The organism is Rhizobium sp. 007 (genome assembly GCF_015353075.1).
GTDB lineage: Bacteria > Pseudomonadota > Alphaproteobacteria > Rhizobiales > Rhizobiaceae > Rhizobium.
In genome coordinates, this window is sequence record NZ_CP064188.1 from 796,966 (window position 1) to 820,699 (window position 23,734).

A 23,734-nucleotide genomic window follows, 5' to 3' on the forward strand; every position below is an offset into this window, starting at 1 on the left:
CATGGATGATGTTGAATTCCGGCGGTTCCTGAGGATCGACGTCACCGAGTTGAATTTTTGGATCGAGGAGGGCTGGCTGGTGCCTGATGCCGTGGAGGAACGGCTGCAGTTTCACGACAGCGACGTCGCCCGCGCGCAATTGATCCTCGATCTTACCCGGAAGATGGGACTTAACGAGGCTGGCGTCGATGTCGTTATGGACCTGGTAGACCAGCTTCACGGGCTGCGCGGAACCATGCGCCGGCTATTGACCGCGATTAGTCAACAGGAGCAGGAGGTGCAGCAACGGCTGCTGAGCGCTCTCGCCGATCTCGAACGCTATCGCGACTAGGCCTCTGCCGGACGAGCACGTCATTTCGGCCTCCGTTAGTTCCATGCGGGCGCTCGAAGGCAATTTCAGGCTCGCCGAAGAGATGGCAGTCGGTGGCGTTGATCCCGGTGACGACAGGGATATTGGCGCGAATCCTGGCCTTCCAAGGCGTCTTTCGGGATTTGGTTTGATTGGTTCCGCACTCTGAAAGAAGCAAGGCAGCTAAGACGTTCGCCCATTCGGAGATCGTTCGGTGCTGCTGCACCAGTGAAAAGTTACAGCGTCGATTACGTCTTCAGAACCAGACGTCAGCGACCGTGCGTCCATCAAGCGGCAGGTCGTGAAAGCTGTGGAGGCCGTCAAAGCGGCGCAGTGGAACTTCCGCCACCTGCTGCGGATCAGCGAGGCGAAGATTGACAGCTATTCTTGTTCGGCCGTCGTCGTTTGGCCTCAAGCTGCGCCAGCTGATAAGGTTGCCGCAGAGTTTGCAGAAATTGAATGAGATCCTGCGAGACCCGCAAATATACGCTGCCATAGCATTCCCTGGGTCTTCCACGGCGATTTCCTGACCATCGTATCCGTAGGTCCAGAGCACTCCATAGCGGCGGCAGACCGTGCAATTGCAGATCGTGGCATCGGGTATGTCTCCTCGATACTCCCAACGCACAGCGCCGCAATGACAAGTGCCACGCGTTATCTTAAGTACGATTCGTACCGGCCGTCCCATGGCGCGTTTCCATTTGCATCCGTATTTATTCGCCCGCCAGCTGATCGTGGCGCTGGTCGCGGGAGAACCCTCTTAGCGCCTCTCGGAGTTCCAAGGTGAACAGCGCGCCCGAGTCTTTGCCCGGCTCGGCGAAACCCGAGTGCTTCATATCATTGCAACCCAGAGGAGCGCAAGCTTCGTGGCCTGCGCCGTCGATAGCACACAAGGCAATGGCCCAAATGCGACCATATGCGGTGAAACGGTGGCGCAAAGGGCGATCGCCACCGTTGGCACGCAAATTGTGTCTGTGTGGAACAGCACAAGCCAGGCCACGAGTATCGGACATTGCACCAGGATTATATGGAGGGACGGCTATCGAAGGACGAGTTCGTGCGCCAGTATCGAGATCCGAATAATTATCAACCAGAGTCCATAAACGCAAATCGCAGTCATCGCTACGAAGCGGAGTAGAAAGAATGGCAAATTTCTTCGCAGAGTTACGAACAAATCCGAATTTTGATCCTCACATGATCCCGGACTTTGCCGAGATAAGTGAAGACAATCGCAGCTACCTTCAGGAAGCGATTGCTTAGAGACCTGAACATGCGGAATCGATCCTGCAGGCTGACGTACCTCTCGATCATCAGGACGGCAATGGCCAAACAGCGCTTCAATATGCGATCTCACGGGGTATGTACGATCTCGCGACGGACATCGTGAACAAGGGTGCTGATCTGCGTCGTCTCGATAAGTATGGGAATGACGCGCTTTGGACGGCGGTGCTCAACCCGCGCCCGAGTCTGCCACTGATTGATCTGCTTGTAATAAAAGGTGCAGACCCCCATCGCAAAAATACAGCCGGACGATCCTCGGCAGACATGGCAGTTACGAAGAAGAATCAAGCAATGATGACGCTTTTCGGACTTTAATCTAGATGCAGGCCTCAGTAATAATCGTTCCCCAGGCCTCAAATGAATGACGCGTATCTTTCCCGTTTTTGGGGAAGCAGCTACCGCTTCATCACCATTGCAGCTGATGCCGGTCGACCATTATCGTCTCTTCGAAGAAGTAGAACCGCATCATGTTCGAGAACGTCCTTGAACCTGATCGAGGTCGAAAAGACCGTGTTTCCACCGAAGGTCAGTCATCGTTTCTCAAACCGAACGAGGTTCTCATGCGACTGACCACAGCATTGACAGCTTTTTTCTTTGTCGTCACTTCAACCGCATCCGTTTTCGCAGGTGAAGTCGGCCTGCAGGATATCCGCATCTTCTCGCATGAACGCGGCAGCGCACTTGCCGTGACGATCTGGTATCCATCGAAGGGCGATGGTGAACCCGCATTGACCGGCGAGAGCAAAATTTTCGAAGGTACGCCAGCCTCGAAGAATCAAAGTGGGTCGTTTCCCGCTGGTGCTACTTTCGCATGGCTCCGGTTCGAGGGTGGAAGGCATGGCGTGGATCGCTAAGGTATTGGCGGAGGCAGGGTTCATCGTGGCCGGCCCCAACCATCCCGGCACAACGAGCGGCGATTCCACGCCGGCTGCCACGCCAAAAATCTGGGAGCGCACCCAGGATATTTCGACAATTATCACGGCACTCGTCAGCGATGCCCGATGGCAGGCGTCGATCGACACGGATCGCATCGGCGTTCTCGGTTTTTCCCTCGGCGGCAGCACGGCGATGGAGCTTGCCGGCGCTCAAGCCGACCTTGATGCCTATGTGCGCTATTGCGACGACTATCCGGCCATGATGGATTGCCGCTGGTTCGAAGGCGGGCGCGGCTTCGTCAACAACAAGCAGGTCACGGTCGAAAAATTCGATCTGCGCAGCATCGATCGGGCGCGCTTCGAACAATCGAACCGCGATCCGCGCATCGCCTCCGCGGTGCTGGTCGATCCCGGCCTTGCGACTGCCTTCAACATCGAAAGCGTGAAAAGCATTGATATCCCGCTGGCCTTCATCAATCTCGGCAGCATCGGCAAAATCCCGGTTGCGGTGCTTTCTAATCGGTTGGCGAAACAGGTCCCGAATGCCGCTTATGCGCAGGTCGACGATTCCGACCATTTCAGTTTTCTGCCCATTTGCAAGCAAGGCGCAGCGAATTTCCTGAAGTCGGTAGGCGATCCCGATCCCATTTGCGAACAGGGTGTAAGAAGATCGCGGGCCGATATTCACGAAGAACTCGCCATCCTTATCAGGCAGGGCTTTGAACGGCACGCTGCTCAGCTCGATGCGAAAACCCGCGATTGGAGAAAATAGATCCAGTGACATCGAATGGTAGCGCGCGGCGAGCACAGGCGGCACATCTCTCGCACGGCAACTTGGAGCTCGGCGCTACCAATCGTCTTCGAAGGGCATTTTTCGCAACCCAGCAAGATATTCTGGATCCACTGCCTCTAACCAATGTTTAGATCAGCGATTTCGCCATGCCTTGCAAGTAAGCGGGGCGACGTCATGTCGCCGGTCTCATCGTCGACCATCACGGCATAGGCAGCGACCCCGACGAAGCGAGCAGCCATCGAGGCAGCAATCTTCTCAGCCGATGGACCGTTTGAAGCCTGGCGCATCTCCCCCGGCACAAGATTTCCGCGGTTCTTCTTATAGGGCAGGACGATGAACTTCTCGGCGATTGACATGGCTTTGCCTTTCATTTTGTTCTTTAAATGTTCCTATTGGGGAAGCGAGTCAAGCGATTCATTTGCCGTCTGACCGTAGCGAGCCAAACATCCCGCCAAGCGCTCGCGGCCCTAGAGTTCGAACGCGTTACCGCGCTCCTTCTTTTCGGCGTGAGCGCAGCGCACAGCCAGGATCGCCATTGCCCCATCAGCGTAGTTCAGGCGAAGCCCGCTGCATACTTTTTGTCTGTCCGTTCAACGCCCGCTAATCGTGCCCGCAAGAGACGAGTGAGCGTGGCGGTCAACGGGAAAGAGAACCAGCGTAGTCGATGCTTCGGCTCTGATCTTAGGTAGGGGTAACTCGGCATCCGCCGCTGCATCACCTTTGCCGAGTTTGTCTTCGCCGATCGTAGCAAGCCCATCCATTACATAGAGCCACTGCGACACCCCTCGGTCGATGAGCTGAGGGTGGAGGCGCTCCAGCATCCGGCTTGGGAAAGGCGCCTTGAGGCCTCCCGTCGCGCGCGAAGCTGGAGTTCGAGCGACTTGCGGAGCGCCATCAGCCCGCGATATCCATTCCCGCGAAGAAATGCCGAAGCGATTTCCGTCATCGCCGCGAAACCGTGCAATTCACGATCTGAGGATTGTCCGGCGCTGACGTGAGCCTGAACTCCAAAAGCGATTTGGCAAAGCTAGCGCCAAAGTGCCGAAAAAGGCACGGCATATAGACGTTCTCCGAACGGGATCACGTTTTGATGGTCATACAAGACAAACCCTGAAACAAACCGATCTCCGGATGCTTCTGCCAACATTCGCAATCCCGAAAAATCGGAGTTCGAGACGGTCGCTGCCGCCTTTACCTCGATACCGACTATTCGTCCCCTTCTGTCTTCGATGACGATATCGACTTCATTTTGCTGTTTGTCGCGAAAGTGCGAAAACTCGAAGCGTTCTTCCATGCCACTTGCCAGTTTAAGGATTTCGGCAAAAACAAAAGTCTCCAGCAATGGTCCAAATTGCCCGCGTTCGGCCTTTAGTCGGTCGAGAGAGAGGTCACGAAGGGACGCGAGGAGGCCAGAATCAAGGAAATGTACTTTGGGTGTCTTTGTAAGACGTTTTAGCTTGTTGGAGAACCAAGGTTGCAAAGTCCGGGCGAGGAATAGGTTCTCGAATATGCGAACGTATTTCTGCGTTGTGATGTGGTTCATCCCAATTGCGGCACCAATCCCGGAATAGTTCACCAGCTGACCCGAATGCTCCGCCAGAATGCGTAGTAGCCGCGGCATTTGAGCAATCTGCTCGATTTGCGCGACATCACGAACATCCCGTTGCACGATCGCCTGGATGTAGTCCATGTACCAATCCTGCCGACGGGACCAAGTTTTCCGTCCCAATGCTTCGGGATATCCCCCTGCAAGAACCGTAATCACTAAGTCGTCCCCGATGACAGAATCGCCGGTTTTGACTTCGTTTCGAAAGGCATCGAGAAGGAAGTTACCCTCCGCCGATCTGATTTCGCTTTGGGCAAGCGGAAGCAATCGAACGACTTCCATGCGTCCGGCGAGCGAGTCCGCCACGCGTGGCAGCGTCATAAGATTAGCTGATCCCGTAAGAAGGAAACGTCCGGGCCGTTGGTCGGTATCAACATTTTCCTTGATCGCCAACAGCAGTTCGGGAGCGCGCTGAACCTCATCTATGATGGCGCGATCCATACCTCGTACAAACCCCACAGGGTCTTGCTGAGCTGCTCCCAGGGTCGTTGCGTTATCAAGCGTGTAGTACGCCATCTCCGCACTGGCCATCTTCTTGGCAAGTGTTGTTTTCCCGGATTGCCGGGGGCCAATGATCAATACGACACGGGTGTCTGACACAGCGTCGTTGACGCGCTGCTCAACGAGCCTTGGATAAATCGCCACAGCTTCGCTCCCTGGTGACCGTTTGAAAATAAGGGCGTGACCAATTGAAAGTCAAGTTGCGACCATTTGAAATTCCCGCGTTGACCAATTGAAAGCAATCTCCGTTCTACCGCATGTCTCATTTGCTGCCCAAGGCCGTGATTTTCATCTCGATGTCGTTACCGCGGACAACGCATGCCTGTTCGGTCACTTTATTAAGTTTTGTCCATCCTACGATGCATCGGGAAGCGGCGACATCGACGCGGTGGGCGCAGCCGCCGCGGCGGCACTTATCCATGCGCGCCTCCAAAGCACGACCGCACCGACCCATAAACCCGACTTTATCCTTTCAGACCGGGAGGCGCTTTGCTTGCGATGGGCCGCCGAGGGCATGCCGGATGCAGGCGTGACAGGCCTGACCTGTCAAACTGCGCGCTGGGATCGCAACAGCCTCTTCGGCTCCGCGGTCCTTAGGGCCGATGCATTTCAGGACAACTCCGCGGGCGATCGCGCGCGGGCTGCCACCGACAGAGCTGCGCGCGCCGTGTCTTCATCGCAGACGAGGACAGTTCCAAGCCCCGACAAGAGGACCGCGGCAATGGCCTCGACTTTGTTGATCCCGCCTGACGCGAAGACGACGTTCGGGATCTTGCGCAACGCTTCCAGCGGCGGCGCGATTGCCCGTAGATTGAGCGGGTGGTCGATGGGGGTTCCGTTCCTGTCAATGAATTGCGCCAGAACATCGCCGCAAGCGCCAGTAGCGACAAGCTCGTCGATCGTGACGTCCTGCGGCAGCCCGTAGCGCATCAGAAGCGATCGCTCGGTCATATCGCCGATACTGAGCACGACAAGATCGTTTGAGGCAATCTGCCGGAAAGCCGCCTGGAATACGTCCTGCGTTACGATTGCCGTTTTGGATTCCGGGCTGCCGGCATAAATGGGAGCTGCAAGATAGGCGCACTCCGCATTCAAATGGCGGGCGAGGTCGCTTGCGATGTCGAATGTGTTGATCTCGATGCCATGCGTCAGTCCACCCATCACCGAATTCACGCAAATGTCGGGCCGGCGCATGGATGGCATATGACGTACCATTTCGCGCAGCGTGGCTCCCCAGCCGACGCCAATTCCCGACAGCTTGCCGTTGCTGAGCAGCTGGGCGATGTAGTCCGCCGTCGCTTGGCCGAGCAGAACAGGTATGAGATCGGGATCTGAAGGTGTTGGCACGATGATCGCCCGGCTCAGCGAGAACTCCGCGACCAGCGTCTGCTCAAGCTCGACACAGGACGTAAGCCTGGAATTCAAGGTAATCGTCACAAGGCCGGATCGGCGGGCTTCGGCGATGATTTTGTTGACACGAAGCCGGTTGGTCGAAAGCGCGTCGGCAATCTCGCCTTGCGTACGGCCTTCCATGAAGTAGAGCCATACCACACGAACCTGCATCTGCTCGTCGGGAAGTGCAACTGGCGCGCCGGCCGTCTTTGCCTGTGTCATTGGACCGCTCTCGCAACCTCTGCTTTCGCCGCTATGGGCACCAGATCGGCCGCCTTTGTCAATTGCCGTGGTCCGGTGGGTTTTTTGCATGCATTTTTGCTAGTTGACCCGCCGGCCCGTCGCGCTGTTGAAGAAGTGAAGACTGTCTGCCAGGGCAAAGCATGAGACCGTCTCACCGTCCGAAAGTCTCTGGTCGCCCGCAATGCTTGCCACAATCAGTTCGTTCTTCGCATCGTTAAGGCGCAGATGGACATGGTTTTCGTCGCCCACGGTTTCGACGAGCTCGACTTTGCCCTTGAAACGAAGGGCAGGCGAGGTGGTCTCGCCGAGCCTGATGGCATTTGGACGAATGCCGATCATATCGGCGTCCGCGGACATAGTTAGTTCTTCCGCCGCAATGGTGCCGTTCGTTTTAAGATCAACGAAGTTCATGGGCGGCGATCCGATGAAGCCAGCGACGAAGATCGTTTCCGGGCGCTGATAGACTTCGAGGGGTGTGCCGATCTGTTCAATCCGTCCGCCATTCATGACAACAAGACGATCAGCAAGTGTCATGGCTTCCAGTTGGTCATGCGTCACGTAAAGGCTTGTCGTCTTCAGCCGCCGCTGCAGGCGCCGGATTTCCACCCGCATCTGGACGCGCAGTTTGGCGTCGAGGTTCGAAAGCGGCTCGTCAAAGAGGAAAGCGGCGGGATTGCGAACGATTGCCCGGCCCATTGCGACGCGCTGGCGCTGCCCGCCCGATAGCTGCCGTGGACGGCGCTCGAGGAATGGGCCGATTTCCAGAATGGCTGCGGTTTCGGCAATGCGCCGGTCGATTTCGGGGCGCGCGACGCGGCGATTTTTCAGTCCATATTCGAGGTTCTGACGAACCGTCATATGTGGGTAAAGCGCGTAGTTCTGGAACACCATCGCGATATCGCGCTTTGCGGGCTCGACGTTGCTCACATCGGCTCCCGCAATATGCAGATGCCCTGAACTGATGCTCTCAAGGCCGGCAATCATTCTTAGAAGCGTCGACTTGCCACAGCCCGAAGGCCCGACAAGCACGATCATCTCGCCGTCGGCGACGGTCAGGTTGACGCCCTTCACCGCTGGAACCTGACCGTAATTCTTCTTCAGGTGGATTAGTTCTATGGCTGCCATTCGTTCCTCCCGTGCGCCCGTCATACATTTGTAACACGCTATTGACATTTGTAACAAGTCACCCCTAACCTGTTTTCATCGCCACCTTGGGAGGGGTCAGCCGCAGCCGGCAAAGCCGACGCACAAACAGCAGGCGATGGAGAGGAAAACGAGATGATAGACAAGGCTTCAGAAAACGGCCCGTTCGGGCGGGTCTTCAAGAGCGTTGCGGCTGGCGCCGCCGCACTCGTCTTAAGCTTACACATCGCAGGGAATGCGCTCGCCGAAGACCGGGTCAAGGTCGAATGGTGGAATGCCGCCAGCGGCCGGCTTGCCGAGATCACCAAGCAGCTGATTTCCGATTTCAACGCATCTCAGGACAAGTATGAGATCGTCGGTATCAGCAAGGGCAATTATGAGGAAACGATGGCTGCAATGGTTGCGGCCTATCGCGTTGGCCAACAGCCTGTTTTGATTCAGGCTGCCGAACGCGGCTTCCTGACCATGCACCGGTCCGGTGCGATCATTCCGGTTCCTGAACTCATGGAGCGGGAAGGCTACAAAATCAACTGGAACGATTTTGTTGCACCCGTTGCGGGCTTTTATCTCATCGACGGCAAGCCCGCCGCGATGCCGTTCAACAGCTCGACTCCAATCTTCTGGTACAATGCCGAACAGTTCAAGGCGGCCGGCTTCGAAAAGCCTGGTGAAACCTGGCAGGAAGTCGAAAAGCAGCTTTATGCGATCAAGGAAAAAGGCATCTCGAAATGCCAGATGGCGCTCGCCAACGACTTCTACTGGAGCCTGATCGAAAATTATGCGGCCATACAGGACCAGCCTTATGGCACCAAAGCCAATGGTTTTGGCGGGCTGGATACCGAATTCGTCTTCAACAAGAGCCCGCTGATCGTCGGTCAGGTGGAGCGCTTGAAAAAGTGGATGGATGACGGCGTCTTGCAGATCGCCGGCCAGGGGCTTTCTCCCGATCAGCTCTTCATCTCGGGCACCTGCTCGACCTATGTCGCCTCGACGGCTGCCCATGCTGCTGTGGAGGCGGGCGCAAAGTTTAAATGGAGCGCGACCTTCCTGCCGCACGAGGAGGGCATCGAACCGAAGAACAGCACGATCGGCGGCGGTGCGCTCTGGGTTGCTCAAGGGGAAATCCGAGGACGAATACAAGGGCGCGGCCGCCTTTTTGAATTTCGTCGCTTCGCCGAAGACACAGGTCTGGTGGAGCAAGCAGACGGGATATGTGCCGGTCACCAACGCAGCCTACGAGCAGGCCAAGGCGGAAGGCTACTACAAGGAGCATCCGACGCGTGAGATCGCCATTCTGCAGCTTTCCCGCGGTACGCCGGACGATAATTCCCGCGGCTTCCGTTTCGGCAACCACAATCAGTCGATGGCGCTTCTTGTCGAAGAGATCCAAGGGGTCTGGACCAGTCAGAAGACCCCCCAAGAGGCGCTTGATTCAGCGGCTGCCCGCGGAAACCAGATCCTTCGCCAATATGAGCAGCTCCATGCAGGGAAATAGCCCAGTGCAGGTCATCGGAGGCGCTCCACGGCGCCTCCGCATCCTGGGAAGGCCATTGTCCGGCCTGGCAACAGCGCGCTCCCCCCAGGCGGGTCTCAAGGCTGCGCATTTCAACAAGCCGTGGCTCGCTGCCCTGCTCGTTGCGCCTCAGTTGCTAATCCTGCTGTTTTTTTTCTTCATCCCTTCCTACAAGGCACTGTCGCTCGCCTTCGTACAGGTCGACCCATTCGGTGGCCTGCAGATCTTCGTCGGCCTGAAGAATTTTCAGACGCTGCTGGCAAGCCCTGAATATAGAAGCAGCGCCCTCTTTACGCTCTGGTTCACGCTGCTCCAGAACATTGCAACGCTTGGCCTTGCGGGGCTCTTTGCATTCGCCACGGATTTCGTCATCCGCGGCCGCGGCATCTACAAGAGCATCATCCTGATGCCCTATGCGATTGCGCCTGTCATATCAGGCGTGCTTTGGGCCTTTCTGTTCAATCCGGCCGTCGGTCCGATCGCGCAGTTCCTGCATTCGCTGGGCATCGCCTGGGATCCGAACAGACGGCCATTCGATGCACAGCTTCTGGTGACGATTGCCTCCATCTGGAAGAACGTCTGCTATGACTACATCTTCCTGGTTGCCGCATTGCTTGCGGTTCCGGCCTCGCTGCTGGAAGCTGCCAAGCTTGATGGGGCGGGCCCCGTTCGGCGGTTCTTCACGATTTCCCTGCCGCTCGTCTCACCGACGGTGTTCTTCCTCGTCGTCATGAACTTCGTCTACGGCCTCTTCGAAACGTTCGGCATCATCGATGCCGTCACACGTGGCGGGCCTGCAGGCGCCACAAACAGCCTAGTCTACAAGGTCTATCAGGACGGCTTCGTGCAGCTCGATCTGGGGTCGTCAGCTGCCCAGTCGGTGATCTTGATGATCGTCGCGGTCCTTTTCACCGTCCTCCAGTTCCGTGCGCTTGAGCGCAAGGTCAATTATCAGGTGTAGCCATGGGTGAACGCAATCTCGGCCTTTCGATCTTCTGTCACGCCGTTCTGCTGGTTGGCGCAGCTTTCGTATGCTTGCCGCTTTACTTTGCCTTCGTGGCAGGTTCGCTCACGCTGGAAGAGGTGCAGCAGGCTCCTTTCCCGCTCGTGCCCGGCTCGCATTTTATCGAGAATGTCGCAATCGCCTGGAGGCAAGGCGATTTCGCGCAGCTTTTCCTCAACTCGATCATCGTGACGGGTGGGATCGTCATCGGCAAGCTCGCCATTTCGCTCATTGCGGCTTTTGCCGTAACCTATTTTCGCTTCCCGTTCCGCATGACCGCATTCTGGCTGATTTTCGTTTCCTTGATGCTGCCCGTGGAAGTCCGCATTATCCCCACTTACGAGGCCGTGGCCGACGCTGCAGGCCCGATCCGCTGGCTTTCCGGCATCACCGGATTTGCCGGCGTTGTGGAAAACTTGACGGGCTACAGCATAGAAACATCCCTGAAGTGGAACATGGTGAACACCTATGGCGGTCTGATCCTGCCGCTGATTGCCTCCGCGTCGGCGACATTTCTCTTCCGCCAGTTCTTCCTGACCGTGCCTGAGGAGCTATGCGAGGCGGCGAAACTCGATGGCGCCGGCCCCCTTAAATTCTTCAAGGATGTGCTGCTGCCGCTTTCCACCGCCAATATCGCGGCACTTGCAATCATCCTCTTTCTCTATGGCTGGAACCAGTATCTCTGGCCGCTGCTCTTTACCACCGACAAGACGATGGCTACCGCAATTCTGGGTCTTAAGGAGCTGGTTCCGGTCTCGGATTCCGTGCCTGCGTGGAACATTGCCATGAGCGCCGCTCTCTTCGTCATGTTGCCTCCGGCAGTCATCATTCTCCTCATGCAACGCTGGTTCACCAAGGGGCTGGTAGATTCCGGCAAGTAAGCCTTTGCCCAGACAATAAGGACAATTTCGAAATGGTTTACATCATCGGCCATCGCGGTGGCCGCAATCTTTGGCCCGAAAACAGCCTTTCTGGCTTCCGCAAACTGGCTGAAATGCCAGTCGAAGGCGTCGAATTCGACGTGCATTTGACCCGTTCAGGCGAACTGCTCGTCATTCACGACGCAACGCTTGATCGCACGACCGATTACTCCGGACCGGTCTTCGACCTTGCTCCAGGCGAGCACCGAAGCGTCACGCTGAAAGACAGCGACGGAGAGGCGATACCGACGCTTGAAGAGGTTCTCGAGATATTCAAGGACAGCGCCCTTGAGCTGCATATCGAGCTGAAGGCGGATGCGAAGGGGGATGCCTATCCGGGCCTTGAGAGGAGGGCTGCAAACCTCGTCGATGGCCTCAAGCTTGCCGACCGTTCTTTCCTGACGAGCTTTCACGCCAGCGTTCTTCAAACTGTCCGTGAGGTTGCGCCGCATATCCGGACGCTGTCGTCATTTGACCGCGCAGCCGCCGAGCGACTTGGGCTCAGATCCGGCCTTGAGAAAATGGAGGAGCTCGCCGACATCATTGCCGTCGAAAAGTCTCTGCTTGCGACGCATTGGGACGAAATCACGTCCTTCATTCCCTTTGACCGGCTCGGCGCATGGGTGCCAAATCACAGTGCCGACCTTGCCTATTGGTTGGCCAAACCCGTCCGGCAGATCACCACCGACAGGCCGGATCTTGCCCTTAGCATACGGGGTTCGTAAACCGTGTCCTTATCTGCGACAGACCAAACGCGCTCCTCCAATCACTCCAACCTCGATCCCCTTCAGAACATTGACCTGGTCATTTTCGACTGCGACGGCGTGCTCATCGACAGTGAGCCGATCGCAAGCCGCACACTTGCGGAAGCCCTGCAGGAGGCGGGTGTGGCAATCACCCCTTCCGAAGCCCACGAAAAATTCACGGGCAATTCCGAAACGGTGATCCGCGACATGTGCGCCCGCGACTACGGCTTGGGTGACATTGCAAACGTCTTCCAAGCCTGGCATCGGCGGCTTTACGCCGAATTCGCACGGTCCTTGACGCCAATGGCTGGCATCGGCGACATCGTCGCCAGCCTATCCCGGCCGAAATGTGTTGCGTCGAACAGTACAATGCACCGGCTTCGCGCGAGCCTCGGCAGGCTCGATCTCTGGCAGTGCTTCCACCCGGGGGTCTTCAGCGCCGAGGCTGTGGCGCGGCCAAAGCCTGCGCCGGACCTTTTATTGCATTGCGCCGAGAAATTCGCGGCAAGACCGGCACGCTGTGTCATGGTCGACGACAGCCCGCACGGCGTTGCGGCAGCCGTCTCCGCCGGCATGATCGCCATAGGCTTCGTTGATCCTGCCGACCCGAGGCCGGCAAGGAAGGCATTGCTTGCCTCTTCGGGCGCCTTTGGCGTGGCAACCGGAGCCGGGGAATTAACGTCAATGCTGTTGGCAGCGAGCCATTCGATCAAGGCCTAGGTCTCCATCCTTCCCGAGATGCGCGGGCCGACTTATCTCTTGAAACTCCGCCATCCCTCTGACGGCGGTTTTATGGGGCTCTGCTCGCGCCGGTTCGTGGAACTGGAAGCAAACGTTCTAACGCGCCCGAGCCTCAGCCTACCTTAACTGTACAACAAGATGTCTGACCAGGGAGTCGCGACGTTTCGTTACACTTCGGATCGTTTTGAAAACATGACCGATACGTCAATCGGGCAAATGACACTTCCCAAAACGACGTCGCCAGCGACGAAGCAAAGGAGTGTTTGGAGATGACGAAGATCGATAAGGTTCTTTATACTGGCAAGACCCGGACCACCGGCGGCCGCGAGGGGGCGTCTCGCAGTGACGATGGTCAGTTGGACATAAAGCTCTCGCCTCCCGGCAGCAATCGGGACGGCACCAATCCCGAGCAGCTCTTTGCCGCCGGATGGTCGGCCTGCTTCATCGGCGCAATCGGCATTGCCGCGGGCAAGCGAAAGGTGAAGCTGCCTCAGGATCTTTCCGTTGATGCCGAGGTCGATCTTGGAATCAGCGACGGCGCCTATTTTCTGCAGGCCCGCCTTAACGTTCGCCTGCCGGGTATCGAGCCGGCATTGGCAACGGCCCTCGTCGAGGAAGCGCATCAGACATGCCCGTATTCCAAGGCGACGCGCGACAACATCCATGTGGAACTGCAGATCGTCGAGTAATGCAAGCGGCCGCCGCAGCCCAAGGGTCTGCGGCGGCCGCATAAGGCGCAACGCGAACGGAAGAAGACATGGGTCCCCCATGTCTGCGGAGGACGAATGAGACTGCTGATCATCTCTATTCTGAGCGGGGCAATCTTCGCAACGCCCTGGCTCTACGATTTCGCCTCGCAGGAACCCTCGCCGCTGGGTGGCCTGCGCACGGCGGCATCTGCGCTCGCCGCCGAAGCGCCCCGGCGGTCGCGCTAGCTAGAAACCGCTTGCCCCGCAGCGTTGAGCATCCGGATACGCGAACGAACGTCGACGCGTCGAGGTCGCGCCGGCGGCTCGATCGCGACGGCGCGAGAGCTGGGCCATTCGCAGCCAATCTGGCGCTGCCGGCGGCAAGATCAGTTCCTTTGCATCATCTCGCTGATGATTTTCGAGAGGCTGTAAAGGCGCTGCTCGATCATTGTCGGAACCTCGCAGACATAAGAAAGCGACTGGACACGCTCTTCGAAGATGCGCGTCTCCCATGTCAGTTGCGCCGTCTGCCTGGCAAGCTCGGTCTGGTCGGCATCAGATGCCGTGCGCATCTTGTCGACCTCTGCGGCCTTTTTTCTGAGATCGGCGGCAAGCTGCCTTTGACTTTCGGCATAGCGCGAAATGCCGGAGATGATCAGGCCGCGTTCTATGTTGATCTTGTCGAACACGCCCATGAAAAGCTGCTCCAGTTTTTCATGGGCCTGATCCTTGGGCAGCGATGCGATGTAATCCGAAATTTGCTTGCGGGCATCATCGATCGGATTGCTGCGCTTGACGAGTTCGGCGGCGAGGTCGGACAATCGAGGGTCCTTGTCCCATTGCTTGGCCGTTTCGGGAAGCTCGCCGGCGTTCCACACCTGGCCGATCGAAAGTTCAGGCACCTTGCGTTGAACGCAAGGCCAGTCGGGATCGGTGTTTGTTGCGGGGTGTGCCGCCGGTGCCGCAGACAGCGCGGCAAGGATTACGAAAACGAAAAAGCGTCGGCTCACTGGCTTGCTCCCATCTCCTGCTTGCGGATGGTCAGGCCACGTGCGGGATTATAGGCCAGGATGGCTCCCCCCAACAGGGCAAGCGTGACGGCCACAACGACGGCAAGCGATGTCCATTCGATACGCGCGTAAAAGGCGAAGCGGATGAGTTCGACCGCATAGGTGAACGGGTTGAGGAGGCATATCTTGTAGAGCAGGGGGCTTGCTTCTTGAACCCGCCAGAGCGGGTAAAGCGCCGAGGAGGCGAAATACATGGGAAAGATCACGAAATTCATGATCCCTGCAAAATTCTCCAATTGCTTGACAAGCGATGACAAGAGCATCCCTAACGCTCCAAGCATCAGCCCTGAGAAAAACAGGGCAGGCAGGATCATGAAATAGCCGGCGATTGGCGCCTTGACATCCCAAAACCAGGCAATCGCCAGGAATGCATAGACCTGGAGAAGGGAAACGGCAACGCCGGCCAAAAGCTTGGATACGAGAAGATACCAGCGCGGAAATGGACTGACGAGCAGGATACGCATATTGCCCATCTCCCGGTCATAGACCATCGACAGGGAGGACTGCATGCCGCTGAAGAGGAGGATCATCCCGCACAATCCAGGCGTGATGTAGACCTCGTAGAGAACATAGGTCTCATACGGCGGTATGATCGAAACGCCCAGCACCTGCCGGAAACCGGCTGCGAATATGAAGAGCCAGAGCAGGGGCCGCACCAACGAGGAGATGAAGCGTTCCTTCTGCGAGAGGTAGCGCAGCCATTCGCGCAACAGAATACCCCTCAGGCAGACGAGGTACTGGATCGCCGTGAAGCCTTTCCATTTCTCGGCGGTCGCACCGCCCAACGTTCCGGTCGCGCCGGTCATGGCTTTCCTCCCCGGATATTCATGTCTGTGATACCGGTAAGCTTCGAGAATGCCTGATTGATGGTCTCCGTGCCGGTGTGGGAAAGAATGGTCGAAACCTGGCCATCGGCGACGAGCTTTCCCTGGTCCAGGACCAGGATCTGATCCGCCTGGCCAACCTCGTCGATCAGGTGGGTTGCCCACAGCACGCTGATGCCGGCGTGTTCCACGAGAGCACGAATATCCTTCACAATGGTCGCACGCGACTTGATATCGAGCCCGACCGTCGCCTCGTCGAGCAGCAGCAGGGAAGGCCGGTGCAGTAGGGCCCGAACGATCTCGACACGCCTGATCTGTCCGCCGGACAGACCGCGGACCTTTTCCTCGATGCGGTCGCTCATGTCGATGGACCGAAGAAGCTCGTCGATCCGTTGCCGCGCCACACGCGATCCGATGCCGTGCAGGGAGGCGTGATAGAGGAGATTTTGTCGGACACTCAAATCGAGATCGAGGGTACGGGCCTGAAACACGATGCCGAGATGTCTGAGTGCGGCGCCGGGATTGCGATCTATGTCCTGGCCGAAAACGCGAATGCGGCCCGCCGGCGGCGAAAAAAGATGGCTGACGAGTGAAAAGAGCGTCGTCTTGCCGGCACCGTTAAGCCCCAGAAGAACGGTGAAGCGCGAGGGCTCTATGGAAAACGACACATTGTCGAGCGCCTTTCGCTGCCCATAGCTATAACTGACGGAGGTAAGTTCGAGTGCAGCGACCGCCGCACTCTCTTGCCTATTGGATGTCTCGTCCAAGCGGGATTCAAGCTTCATTGGATATGCCTTTCACAAGCGGCGTTGCCGCAGGCGAGCAAGACGCCCGGGATGCCTACTTGATGATGATCTTGCCTGTCATGCCCTTGTCGGCAAGGTCGGGAACCGACCATGTGTATTCTCCCGGCCGCACTGTCGAAAACTGCACGTTGATCGTTCCTTCTGAATCGAATTCGAGCCATGCCGGGGCTCCATTCATGTGAACCTCGAGATCGTTGATGACGATCTGGTTCATCCACACGTTGCGAAACAGATCGGTCACGAACTTGTATTCAAGGCCGGCCGCCGACGTGATCTTCCACCGGTAGCCCTGTCCTGAAACGAGTTCGAAGTCCTTCCGGTTCACTGCGTAGCTGTTGTCCTTCGATCCGAGGATCAATTCCGGCACGTTTTGGCTTGCGCGCGTAACCTTGGGCGCGGGATCGCCGTCGTCGTCATCACCGGACTGGGCAAGGGCCGGTTGTTGCGTAGAAAGAGCGCCAATAAGACTTGCAAAAGCAATGACTGCGAGTTTCATGTTGTCCTCCTTTTGGAAATCGGAACGCCTATCAGTTGGGTGCTACGGTCACTCCCCACGGCATGGCTCCGACGGTGACGGATTTGACCGGCTCGTCGCTCGCCGTGTCGATGAAGGTGATATCGTTGGAAAGACCGTTCGTGCTGATCAGGTGCTGGCCGTCGGGCGTGAAAGCCAACTGCCAGACACGCTGACCGACAAGGATATATTTCTCGACCTCATAGGTTTGCGTGTCTACGACCGCCACGCGGTTGGCCGGGCCGAGGGCGACATAGGCTTTCTTGCCGTCGGCCGAAATCCGCACGCCAACGGGCTGAATCGCCTCCGAGCGCAAGCCCTGGATCTCAAACGTGATCTTTTTGACGATTTGTCTGGAGGCATTGTCTATGACGGAGACGGTTCCGCCGATCTCCGAAGAGACCCAGACCTGTGAACCGTCCGGCTTGAATTCGGCAAAGCGCGGCCGCGAGTCAACGAGCACGTTGGCGACGATCTCATGGGTCGAGGTATCGATAAAATGCGCCATGTTCGTCGTTTCGGAGGTGTTCACCATCGTCTTTCCGTCGGGGCTGACGCCCATGCCTTCTGGCTCCACGCCGACCGGTATTTCGGTGATCACGGTTTTCTTGTCGACGTCGATGACGGTGACCAGATTGTCGTCCTCATTTGCGACGTAGAGCGTCTTGCCGTCAGGCGAGAGCACGAAGAGCTCCGGATCCGGACCGGAAGGCAGTGTCCCGATGATCTGATGCGTTGCCGTATCGATGATCTCGACGGTGTCGTCGTCGCTTGCGCAGACATAAAGGTGCTTTCCGTCATGGGAAATCGTAATGCCGCGCGGCCTTTGTCCAACATTGATTGTCTGGGTGACTTCCATCCTCTTGGAGTCGACGACGGTGACGGTGTTGTCCTTCTCGTTCGAAACATAGACGGTGTTGGCCAGAGACGGTCCCGCATACAAGACGGCGGCGATCATTCCCGCAAGCAGATAAACATGTCTGCGCATTCTCTCCTCCCATTGCGTATTCAGTTCAATTTGCAGGCTGTCTCCGGTTGATCGATCCCCAATGTGTCGAGTTCGGAAAACTGGTGAAGAAAACCCTCCTGGGGCGAGGTGGAGATCACACCGCGCCCATCGCCGAGCAGAATTGGCTGGCGGAGCTGCCAGTTCCAGCGACGGAAGCTCACCTTCTGTCCCTTGAAGGCCGCCAGTGAGAAATTTTCGTCTTTTATGAAGGCTTCGATCTGAGCAGGATCGTTGCCGTTGGTCCGCGTTGCGGCCTCGCCGAGGATGCGGGCTGCCGTCCATGCCTGCATGTCCTTGCCGAGCATGCGCCGTCCGGTCGCCTTCACGAAGCGGTTCTGGATCTGAGAGCCGCCCCATTGTTCGCTGGCCGGATGCCAGGACGAGGCAATGAGGCCCGCCGTGCCGGCGACGGGCCGCGGGTCCCAGGTCCGGAAAGGAACATAGCTTCCAAAGACCTCGCTCTCGTCCGCAACGATGACGACATCATGGTCGGGCAGTCCCTGGGTGAAGACCGGCATCTGTCGCTGCACCTGAACGACGCCGCTGTCGGTTCTGCGGGCCGTGCCTGTATCCTTGTAGAGCCGCTCCTCGACGATCGTCGCGCCGAAACGCTTGGCAGAGCGCCGGATCGCATCCGCAAAAAGCTGGTCCGGTTCGTGGGAACCGTAAAGCAGCACCCAATTGCGCCACTGCTTCCAGATCAGATATTGCGCCAGGCCATCGGCAAGCATGGTGCGCGTCGGAGCGGTGTGGAAGACGTTGGAGCGGCATTCGTGCTCGCGCAAAATGTCATCCGTCGAGCCGACATTGAAGAGAAGCACACCGTTCTCCTTGGCGAGATCGGCAATGGAGAGCAACTGCTTGGCCGATATGTCGGTCAGCACATATTTCTCGCCGCGCGCCAGCATCTGCCTGAAAACCGGGACGACATCCGCCTCCCGTTTCGTCTCCACCACGTCCAGGCTGTACGACTGGCCGAGAAATCTGCCGGTCGTGTTGTTGTCGTTGATGGCGATGTTGGCACCGGCAACGCCTTCATCGCGCGGGGGAACATCCAGGACCGACAGCGCAAGTTGCGGCTCATAGGCGCGCAGATATCCTATGCGGATTTCCGTTGCAGGCTCGGCGGCGGGATTTTGCTGCGCCATCAGATGCGGCGCATTGACGAGCAGCGAAAAACAAGCGAATAAAAAGATAAGAGTATTCGGCACCATACTCTTCATGGTCATACCACGCTCCGCGCCGGCTTCAACGAAGGCGGACGCGCTGTCTCGATAAGGTGCCCACTATGTTTGTAGTCCAATCCCCGATAAACTCAATACTTGCACTCAACTTTTCCCGCCACGGTTGGGAAAAATGCGGCGCCTGCGGAGACATGCCATGACATTGATGTTGGCCAGTGTTCAAAATCGCAAGGAGGCGGAGATCGTTCTGCAGGCAGGTGCGGACATTATCGATCTCAAGGACCCTTTGCGCGGCGCGCTCGGGGCGGCAGACATCCCGCAAATCATCGACGTTGTCGATTTCGTGTCCGGCAGACGGCCCGTCAGTGCCGCCTGCGGCGAACTTGGCGGCGATCTGCAGGCCCTCAGGGCAAGGGTCGAGGAGGTGGCCGCGACCGGTGTTGATTTCATCAAGATCGGGTTTCTGCCGTCGTCCCCCATCGGGGCGGATGCGCAAGCCTTGGCCGATATTGCCGGCCGCAAGAGGTTGATCGCCGTTGTTTTTGCCGACCATCGATACGAGGAGAACGTCATGACATCGTTTGCAAAAGCAGGCTTTTACGGCGTCATGCTGGATACGGATGACAAATCGAAGGGAAGGTTGCTGGATCACATTCCTCCAGATCGTATTTCGGATTTTGTGGCGCAGGGGCAACGGCACGGATTGATGACGGGCCTTGCCGGCTCACTGGAAGCACCCGACATCCCACGCTTGCTGCCGGGCAAGCCGGATTTTTTGGGCTTCCGGGGATCGCTGTGCGAGGGCCTGTCCAGGAACGCCGATCTGGACGCTGAAGCCACGGCAAAGATCCGTGCTCTAATACCCGGGGAGCGGCCGGCTGAAAAAACGCCGAGCGTTGACCTCGAACTCCTGGCGGCACGGGGATATTTCCCCGATCCGGCTGAGGACAATCTCGGCACCGACCAGATTTTCGTGCGGGATTTCGTCCTGCCGGTCGACATCGGCGCTTACAGCTTTGAACATGGCAAAAAGCAGAAGGTCCGGTTCGATGTGACGGCGGATGTCCTTCGTCTCACCCGCGATCCGAAGGACATGCATCATATCGTTTCTTATGACCTCATCATGGACGGCATCCGCGCGATCGTCAGCCGTGGTCATGTCGATCTGGTTGAAACGCTTGCCGAGCAGGCTGCAGCGTTCATCCTTGAGAACCCGCGTGTGGCTCGTGTCGTCGTGCGAGTAGAAAAACTGGAACTGGGTCCGGGCGGCGTCGGCGTGCAGATCGAGCGCAAGAGGGAAAGCGCCCGATTGTCAAAGCCGCTTCGCGTCGTAGCGGCAAAGGCCGATGGAGGAAGGAAAGTGGTATGAAGCCGCTGGTCGTCAAGCTTGGAGGAAGCACGGCCGGCCGTATCGAGATGGACCAATGGATTGCGGTGCTGACATCGGCGCGCTTGCCATTGGTGATCGTTCCCGGCGGCGGACCGTTTGCCGACCAGGTGCGCGTTTCGCAAAATAACATGCACTTCTCAAATGCCGCGGCACATGAGATGGCCATTCTCGCGATGGATCAGTTCGGCATCGTGATCGCCGAGCGGCATCCGCGTTTTCAACCGGCCCGGTCGCTGCGCGAGCTCGACGCAATTCTTGCGGAAGACGGGATACCGGTATGGCTGCCGTCCCAGATGACCCGCAACGCCGACATCGCACAGTCGTGGGATGTGACGTCGGATGCTCTTGCGGCCTGGCTGTGCAGGCAGATCGGAAGCGGCCACTTGCTGTTGTGCAAGCAGGTCGATCCGGAATCCCTTCCGAACGATCTGGAAGCGCTCGTTGACAATGGCGTCGTCGATGCCATGCTGCCGCAATTGCTCGGGAAGGAGACAGTCTTGTACGTTGCCGGACCATCGTCGCTGCGTTCGCAGCTGCTCGCGCTGCCCATGACCCGCATACCCGGGCGCCGCGTGGGATTGCCCGATGAAGCCCGCACAGAGACGTGCCGATGACGCGGCTTCGAACGCCGCGATGGGCCTGGGTGCTGACCGGGTCAGGCCATTTCTTCGTCGAATGCTTCGAATTAATCCGCTCACTCGACCATTGCGACGTCTTCGTGACGAAGGCCGCAGACGAAGTTCTCAGGATGTATGGGCTGAAGCTCGATTTTTCGGACACGACACGCGTGCTTCACGACAAGACGGCAAGCGCAGTCCCTGTCGGCGAATTCTATCACGGCGTCTATCATAGCGTCGTGATTGCGCCTGCCACGTCCAATACCGTTGCCAAATGCGTGGCGGGAATCTCCGACACGATCGCCACGAATGTCTACGCACAAGCCGGCAAATGCCGCCTTCCATCAATCGTCTTTGCTTGCGACACCGCGCCCGAGCTGGAGACAATGGCCCCCCACGGAATGGTGAAGGTCTATCCGCGGCCGATCGATCTTGAGAACACGGCCCGTCTTAAGACCTTTGAACGCACGCAGGTCGTGGAATCCTTTGCTGATCTGGAGCTGGCGGTGGCGCGGCGGAAAGGAGAGATCGACGGTCGTGGCTGAGCATCTCGTCTTCCTGACCGGGCACCTGGCAAAGGCCAGGCTTGAAAACATTCTCACCGGACTGGGAACAACCCCCTTCACCTACGAAATCATCGACATCGGTGTGAAGGTTGCCGCCCTGATGACGGAAGAAATCGTCAGCCGTCGCTTGCCTCGGCCGTTGAAGGCGGACCGAGTTGTCTTGCCCGGTCGGTTCAGAGGCCATCTGGAACGGTTAAGCGACGAATTCGGCATCCCTTTCGTGCGCGGACCTGACGAGGTGGCGGATCTGCCCGTCTACCTTGGCCGGGCGGGAAAGCCGCCGGATCTGTCGCGCCACGAGATGCGCATCTTCGCCGAAATCGTCGACGCATCGACCCTGTCGTTGGAGGCGCTGCTAAAGAGAGCGCGAGCGCTCGCAAACGGCGGCGCCGATGTGATCGACCTGGGGTGCCTTCCAGATACGCCCTTTGCCCATCTGGAAGAAGCCATCGGGCGGATCAAGGCCGAGGGGCTCTGCGTCAGCGTGGACTCAGCAAACGCCGATGAACTGGAACTCGCCGCCCGCTCCGGCGCCGATTATCTTCTGAGCCTCAACGAAAAGACAATCGGAATTGCCGCGCGCCACAAGGTCAAACCGGTTCTCATTCCAGCCGTGCCGGGCGACCTCTTCTCTCTCGGCCGTGCCATCGAGGCGGCGCAGAACGCCGGGATATCCTTCATCGCCGATCCGGTCCTCGACCCAATCCATTTCGGCTTCGCCGCCTCGCTTGGACGCTTCATCGAGGCTCGCCGCCGCTGGCCGGACGTCGAGATGATGATGGGCACCGGCAACCTGACCGAACTGACCGACGCCGACACGTCGGGAATAACAGCCATCCTCGCGGGCCTTTGCTCGGAGCTTTCCATCGCCAACGTGCTGGTCGTCAACGTCAGTCCGCATACCGTGCGCACGGTGGAGGAACATGACCGGGCGCGACGCATCATGTATGCCGCCAAGCACGATCATGCGCTGCCCCGCGGCTATGACGCAGCCCTCCTGCAAATACACGACCGTGCGCCCTTTGCGAGCTCCATTGCCGATATCGAGGCGCTTGCGCAAGACGTGCGCGACGCCAATTTCCGCATCATGACCGCTCCTGACGGCATCCATGTCTTCAGCAAAGCCGGCCACTGGAAGAGCGACAACGCCTTCGACCTCTTTCCTGTGCTCAATGTCGAACAGGATGGCCCGCATGCCTTTTATCTGGGAGCGGAATTGATGAAGGCGGAAATCGCCTGGAAGCTCGGCAAACGCTATTCGCAGGACGAGCCGCTTACCTGGGGCGTGGCGAGCCCGGGCGCAGGCGAGGACCGCACACGGCTTGCCGGGGCCGGGCATACGCTGCGCGCAAAGAAGGACGGCCCATGAGCTTCATTCGCGAAACGATCGTAACGACGGTGAATGCCAAGGGCCGGGTGCATATCGCGCCCCTCGGTATCATCGCTGAGGATGACGGCTGGGTCATTGCGCCGTTCCGACCCTCCACAACCCTCGAAAATCTTACCGCCGTGCCGTTTGCCATTGCCAATTATACGGACGACATGCGGATTTTCGCGGGCTGTCTCACCGGACGGCGGGAATGGCCGCTGGTTGCGGTGCAAGATTGCCCGGTCCCGCGTCTGGAGGCAGCGCTCAGTCATTCCGTTTTGCAGGTCGTTTCCGTCACGCAGGACGAGATCCGCCCCCGCTATTTCTGCCGGATCGCAGCTGAGGCCACGCATGCCCCGTTCACAGGCATGAACCGGGCCAAGGCAGCCGTTCTCGAGCTCGCGATCCTGGTGAGCAGACTGCATATGCTGCCCAAGCAAAAGGTCGATTCCGAGATTGCGTATCTGTCGATTGCCATCGACAAGACGGCCGGTGCTGACGAGCGGCAGGCCTGGGATTGGCTGATGGACCGCGTGAACGCCCATTCGGCCGGAGACTGACGGATCCGTCCGGCATTTCGTCCGTAGGGG

General features: G+C 58.2%; 23 protein-coding genes and 2 pseudogenes. 15 read left to right on the forward strand and 10 right to left on the reverse strand.

Features of this window, described 5'->3' with window-relative positions:
* The first annotated feature begins 1 nt into the window (after position 1).
* The 3 genes and pseudogenes from ISN39_RS24930 (at position 2) to ISN39_RS24945 (ending at position 3,277) form a co-directional block, all read left to right on the forward strand.
* Positions 2-331, forward strand: coding sequence for a chaperone modulator CbpM (locus ISN39_RS24930; RefSeq protein ID WP_194730876.1), 330 nt, complete (start codon positions 2-4; stop codon positions 329-331).
* A 319-nt stretch (positions 332-650) separates the two neighbouring features.
* A complete protein-coding gene (locus ISN39_RS37995) occupies positions 651-812 on the forward strand; it encodes a hypothetical protein (RefSeq protein WP_194730877.1) in 162 nt (53 codons plus the stop codon).
* Between the two features lie 1,378 nt (positions 813-2,190).
* Positions 2,191-3,277 (forward strand): annotated as a pseudogene (locus ISN39_RS24945) (dienelactone hydrolase family protein).
* A 137-nt stretch (positions 3,278-3,414) separates the two neighbouring features.
* Here ISN39_RS24945 and ISN39_RS24950 read toward each other — a convergent pair.
* The 4 genes from ISN39_RS24950 to ISN39_RS24965 form a co-directional block, all read right to left on the reverse strand.
* A complete protein-coding gene (locus tag ISN39_RS24950; RefSeq protein ID WP_074073113.1) occupies positions 3,415-3,654 on the reverse strand; it encodes a hypothetical protein in 240 nt (79 codons plus the stop codon).
* Positions 3,655-4,325: 671 nt separating this feature from the next.
* On the reverse strand, positions 4,326-5,549 hold the full coding sequence (locus ISN39_RS24955) for an ATP-binding protein (protein ID WP_194730879.1): 1,224 nt from the start codon (positions 5,547-5,549) through the stop codon (positions 4,326-4,328).
* A gap of 465 nt (positions 5,550-6,014) precedes the next feature.
* Entirely contained in the window at positions 6,015-7,019 is a 1,005-nt protein-coding gene (locus ISN39_RS24960; protein ID WP_074072257.1) for a sugar-binding transcriptional regulator, read from the reverse strand.
* Between the two features lie 99 nt (positions 7,020-7,118).
* On the reverse strand, positions 7,119-8,165 hold the full coding sequence (locus ISN39_RS24965; RefSeq protein WP_194730880.1) for a sn-glycerol-3-phosphate import ATP-binding protein UgpC: 1,047 nt from the start codon (positions 8,163-8,165) through the stop codon (positions 7,119-7,121).
* A 153-nt stretch (positions 8,166-8,318) separates the two neighbouring features.
* Here ISN39_RS24965 and ISN39_RS24970 point away from each other — a divergent pair.
* The 7 genes and pseudogenes from ISN39_RS24970 (at position 8,319) to ISN39_RS25000 (ending at position 14,041) form a co-directional block, all read left to right on the forward strand.
* A pseudogene (locus ISN39_RS24970) lies at positions 8,319-9,678 on the forward strand (extracellular solute-binding protein).
* Positions 9,665-10,657 (forward strand): ABC transporter permease subunit, encoded by a 993-nt coding sequence (locus ISN39_RS24975; protein WP_074072254.1) that lies wholly within the window; start codon positions 9,665-9,667, stop codon positions 10,655-10,657. Before ISN39_RS24970 ends, ISN39_RS24975 begins: the two are co-directional and overlap by 14 nt.
* A gap of 2 nt (positions 10,658-10,659) precedes the next feature.
* Positions 10,660-11,580, forward strand: coding sequence for an ABC transporter permease subunit (locus tag ISN39_RS24980; RefSeq protein WP_194730881.1), 921 nt, complete (start codon positions 10,660-10,662; stop codon positions 11,578-11,580).
* Between the two features lie 32 nt (positions 11,581-11,612).
* Entirely contained in the window at positions 11,613-12,344 is a 732-nt protein-coding gene (locus tag ISN39_RS24985) for a glycerophosphodiester phosphodiesterase family protein (RefSeq protein ID WP_194730882.1), read from the forward strand.
* A 69-nt stretch (positions 12,345-12,413) separates the two neighbouring features.
* Entirely contained in the window at positions 12,414-13,085 is a 672-nt protein-coding gene (locus ISN39_RS24990; protein ID WP_246763502.1) for an HAD family hydrolase, read from the forward strand.
* Between the two features lie 290 nt (positions 13,086-13,375).
* Positions 13,376-13,795, forward strand: a complete 420-nt coding sequence (locus ISN39_RS24995; RefSeq protein WP_194730884.1) for an organic hydroperoxide resistance protein — start codon at positions 13,376-13,378, stop codon at positions 13,793-13,795.
* Between the two features lie 96 nt (positions 13,796-13,891).
* Positions 13,892-14,041 (forward strand): hypothetical protein, encoded by a 150-nt coding sequence (locus ISN39_RS25000; RefSeq protein ID WP_194730885.1) that lies wholly within the window; start codon positions 13,892-13,894, stop codon positions 14,039-14,041.
* Between the two features lie 140 nt (positions 14,042-14,181).
* Here the strand turns inward: ISN39_RS25000 and ISN39_RS25005 are convergent, their stop codons facing one another.
* The 6 genes from ISN39_RS25005 to ISN39_RS25030 are packed head-to-tail and all read right to left on the reverse strand — an operon-like array spanning position 14,182 to position 19,166.
* Entirely contained in the window at positions 14,182-14,805 is a 624-nt protein-coding gene (locus ISN39_RS25005) for a hypothetical protein (RefSeq protein ID WP_194730886.1), read from the reverse strand.
* Entirely contained in the window at positions 14,802-15,671 is an 870-nt protein-coding gene (locus ISN39_RS25010; protein ID WP_194730887.1) for an ABC transporter permease, read from the reverse strand. The genes ISN39_RS25005 and ISN39_RS25010 overlap by 4 nt, the downstream gene beginning before the upstream one ends.
* A complete protein-coding gene (locus tag ISN39_RS25015) occupies positions 15,668-16,474 on the reverse strand; it encodes an ABC transporter ATP-binding protein (RefSeq protein ID WP_074072248.1) in 807 nt (268 codons plus the stop codon). Before ISN39_RS25015 ends, ISN39_RS25010 begins: the two co-directional genes overlap by 4 nt.
* Positions 16,475-16,529: 55 nt before the next feature.
* The gene (locus tag ISN39_RS25020; RefSeq protein ID WP_074072247.1) at positions 16,530-16,991 is read right to left on the reverse strand and encodes a hypothetical protein; all 462 of its coding nucleotides are present in this window, start codon (positions 16,989-16,991) and stop codon (positions 16,530-16,532) included.
* Between the two features lie 31 nt (positions 16,992-17,022).
* On the reverse strand, positions 17,023-17,997 hold the full coding sequence (locus tag ISN39_RS25025) for a YVTN family beta-propeller repeat protein (RefSeq protein ID WP_194730888.1): 975 nt from the start codon (positions 17,995-17,997) through the stop codon (positions 17,023-17,025).
* 20 nt (positions 17,998-18,017) lie between these two features.
* A complete protein-coding gene (locus ISN39_RS25030; RefSeq protein WP_194731915.1) occupies positions 18,018-19,166 on the reverse strand; it encodes an ABC transporter substrate-binding protein in 1,149 nt (382 codons plus the stop codon).
* 232 nt (positions 19,167-19,398) lie between these two features.
* Between ISN39_RS25030 and ISN39_RS25035 the strand changes: the two genes are divergently transcribed.
* From ISN39_RS25035 to ISN39_RS25055, 5 genes are read left to right on the forward strand one after another with little or no spacing between them, the layout of a single operon-like run.
* Positions 19,399-20,571 (forward strand): (5-formylfuran-3-yl)methyl phosphate synthase, encoded by a 1,173-nt coding sequence (locus ISN39_RS25035; RefSeq protein ID WP_194730889.1) that lies wholly within the window; start codon positions 19,399-19,401, stop codon positions 20,569-20,571.
* Positions 20,568-21,206: a dihydroneopterin aldolase gene (locus ISN39_RS25040; protein ID WP_194730890.1), complete on the forward strand. Its 639-nt coding sequence runs from the start codon at positions 20,568-20,570 to the stop codon at positions 21,204-21,206. Before ISN39_RS25035 ends, ISN39_RS25040 begins: the two co-directional genes overlap by 4 nt.
* Positions 21,203-21,754 (forward strand): flavoprotein, encoded by a 552-nt coding sequence (locus ISN39_RS25045; RefSeq protein ID WP_040115778.1) that lies wholly within the window; start codon positions 21,203-21,205, stop codon positions 21,752-21,754. Before ISN39_RS25040 ends, ISN39_RS25045 begins: the two co-directional genes overlap by 4 nt.
* A complete protein-coding gene (locus ISN39_RS25050) occupies positions 21,747-23,144 on the forward strand; it encodes a DUF6513 domain-containing protein (RefSeq protein WP_194730891.1) in 1,398 nt (465 codons plus the stop codon). The genes ISN39_RS25045 and ISN39_RS25050 overlap by 8 nt, the downstream gene beginning before the upstream one ends.
* Entirely contained in the window at positions 23,141-23,704 is a 564-nt protein-coding gene (locus ISN39_RS25055; RefSeq protein ID WP_194730892.1) for a DUF447 domain-containing protein, read from the forward strand. The genes ISN39_RS25050 and ISN39_RS25055 overlap by 4 nt, the downstream gene beginning before the upstream one ends.
* Positions 23,705-23,734 lie beyond the last annotated feature (30 nt).

Coding starts and splice junctions, on each gene's coding strand:
- ISN39_RS25020 (WP_074072247.1), bottom strand. CDS start 16,991: ATGAAACTCGCAGTCATTGCTTTTGCAAGTCTTATTGGCGCTCTTTCT.
- ISN39_RS24980 (WP_194730881.1), top strand. CDS start 10,660: ATGGGTGAACGCAATCTCGGCCTTTCGATCTTCTGTCACGCCGTTCTG.
- ISN39_RS25010 (WP_194730887.1), bottom strand. CDS start 15,671: ATGACCGGCGCGACCGGAACGTTGGGCGGTGCGACCGCCGAGAAATGG.
- ISN39_RS24950 (WP_074073113.1), bottom strand. CDS start 3,654: ATGTCAATCGCCGAGAAGTTCATCGTCCTGCCCTATAAGAAGAACCGC.
- ISN39_RS25045 (WP_040115778.1), top strand. CDS start 21,203: ATGACGCGGCTTCGAACGCCGCGATGGGCCTGGGTGCTGACCGGGTCA.
- ISN39_RS24985 (WP_194730882.1), top strand. CDS start 11,613: ATGGTTTACATCATCGGCCATCGCGGTGGCCGCAATCTTTGGCCCGAA.
- ISN39_RS25015 (WP_074072248.1), bottom strand. CDS start 16,474: ATGAAGCTTGAATCCCGCTTGGACGAGACATCCAATAGGCAAGAGAGT.
- ISN39_RS25055 (WP_194730892.1), top strand. CDS start 23,141: ATGAGCTTCATTCGCGAAACGATCGTAACGACGGTGAATGCCAAGGGC.
- ISN39_RS25000 (WP_194730885.1), top strand. CDS start 13,892: ATGAGACTGCTGATCATCTCTATTCTGAGCGGGGCAATCTTCGCAACG.
- ISN39_RS25025 (WP_194730888.1), bottom strand. CDS start 17,997: ATGCGCAGACATGTTTATCTGCTTGCGGGAATGATCGCCGCCGTCTTG.
- ISN39_RS25040 (WP_194730890.1), top strand. CDS start 20,568: ATGAAGCCGCTGGTCGTCAAGCTTGGAGGAAGCACGGCCGGCCGTATC.
- ISN39_RS25035 (WP_194730889.1), top strand. CDS start 19,399: ATGACATTGATGTTGGCCAGTGTTCAAAATCGCAAGGAGGCGGAGATC.
- ISN39_RS24960 (WP_074072257.1), bottom strand. CDS start 7,019: ATGACACAGGCAAAGACGGCCGGCGCGCCAGTTGCACTTCCCGACGAG.
- ISN39_RS24975 (WP_074072254.1), top strand. CDS start 9,665: ATGCAGGGAAATAGCCCAGTGCAGGTCATCGGAGGCGCTCCACGGCGC.
- ISN39_RS24965 (WP_194730880.1), bottom strand. CDS start 8,165: ATGGCAGCCATAGAACTAATCCACCTGAAGAAGAATTACGGTCAGGTT.
- ISN39_RS24930 (WP_194730876.1), top strand. CDS start 2: ATGGATGATGTTGAATTCCGGCGGTTCCTGAGGATCGACGTCACCGAG.
- ISN39_RS24995 (WP_194730884.1), top strand. CDS start 13,376: ATGACGAAGATCGATAAGGTTCTTTATACTGGCAAGACCCGGACCACC.
- ISN39_RS25030 (WP_194731915.1), bottom strand. CDS start 19,166: ATGGCGCAGCAAAATCCCGCCGCCGAGCCTGCAACGGAAATCCGCATA.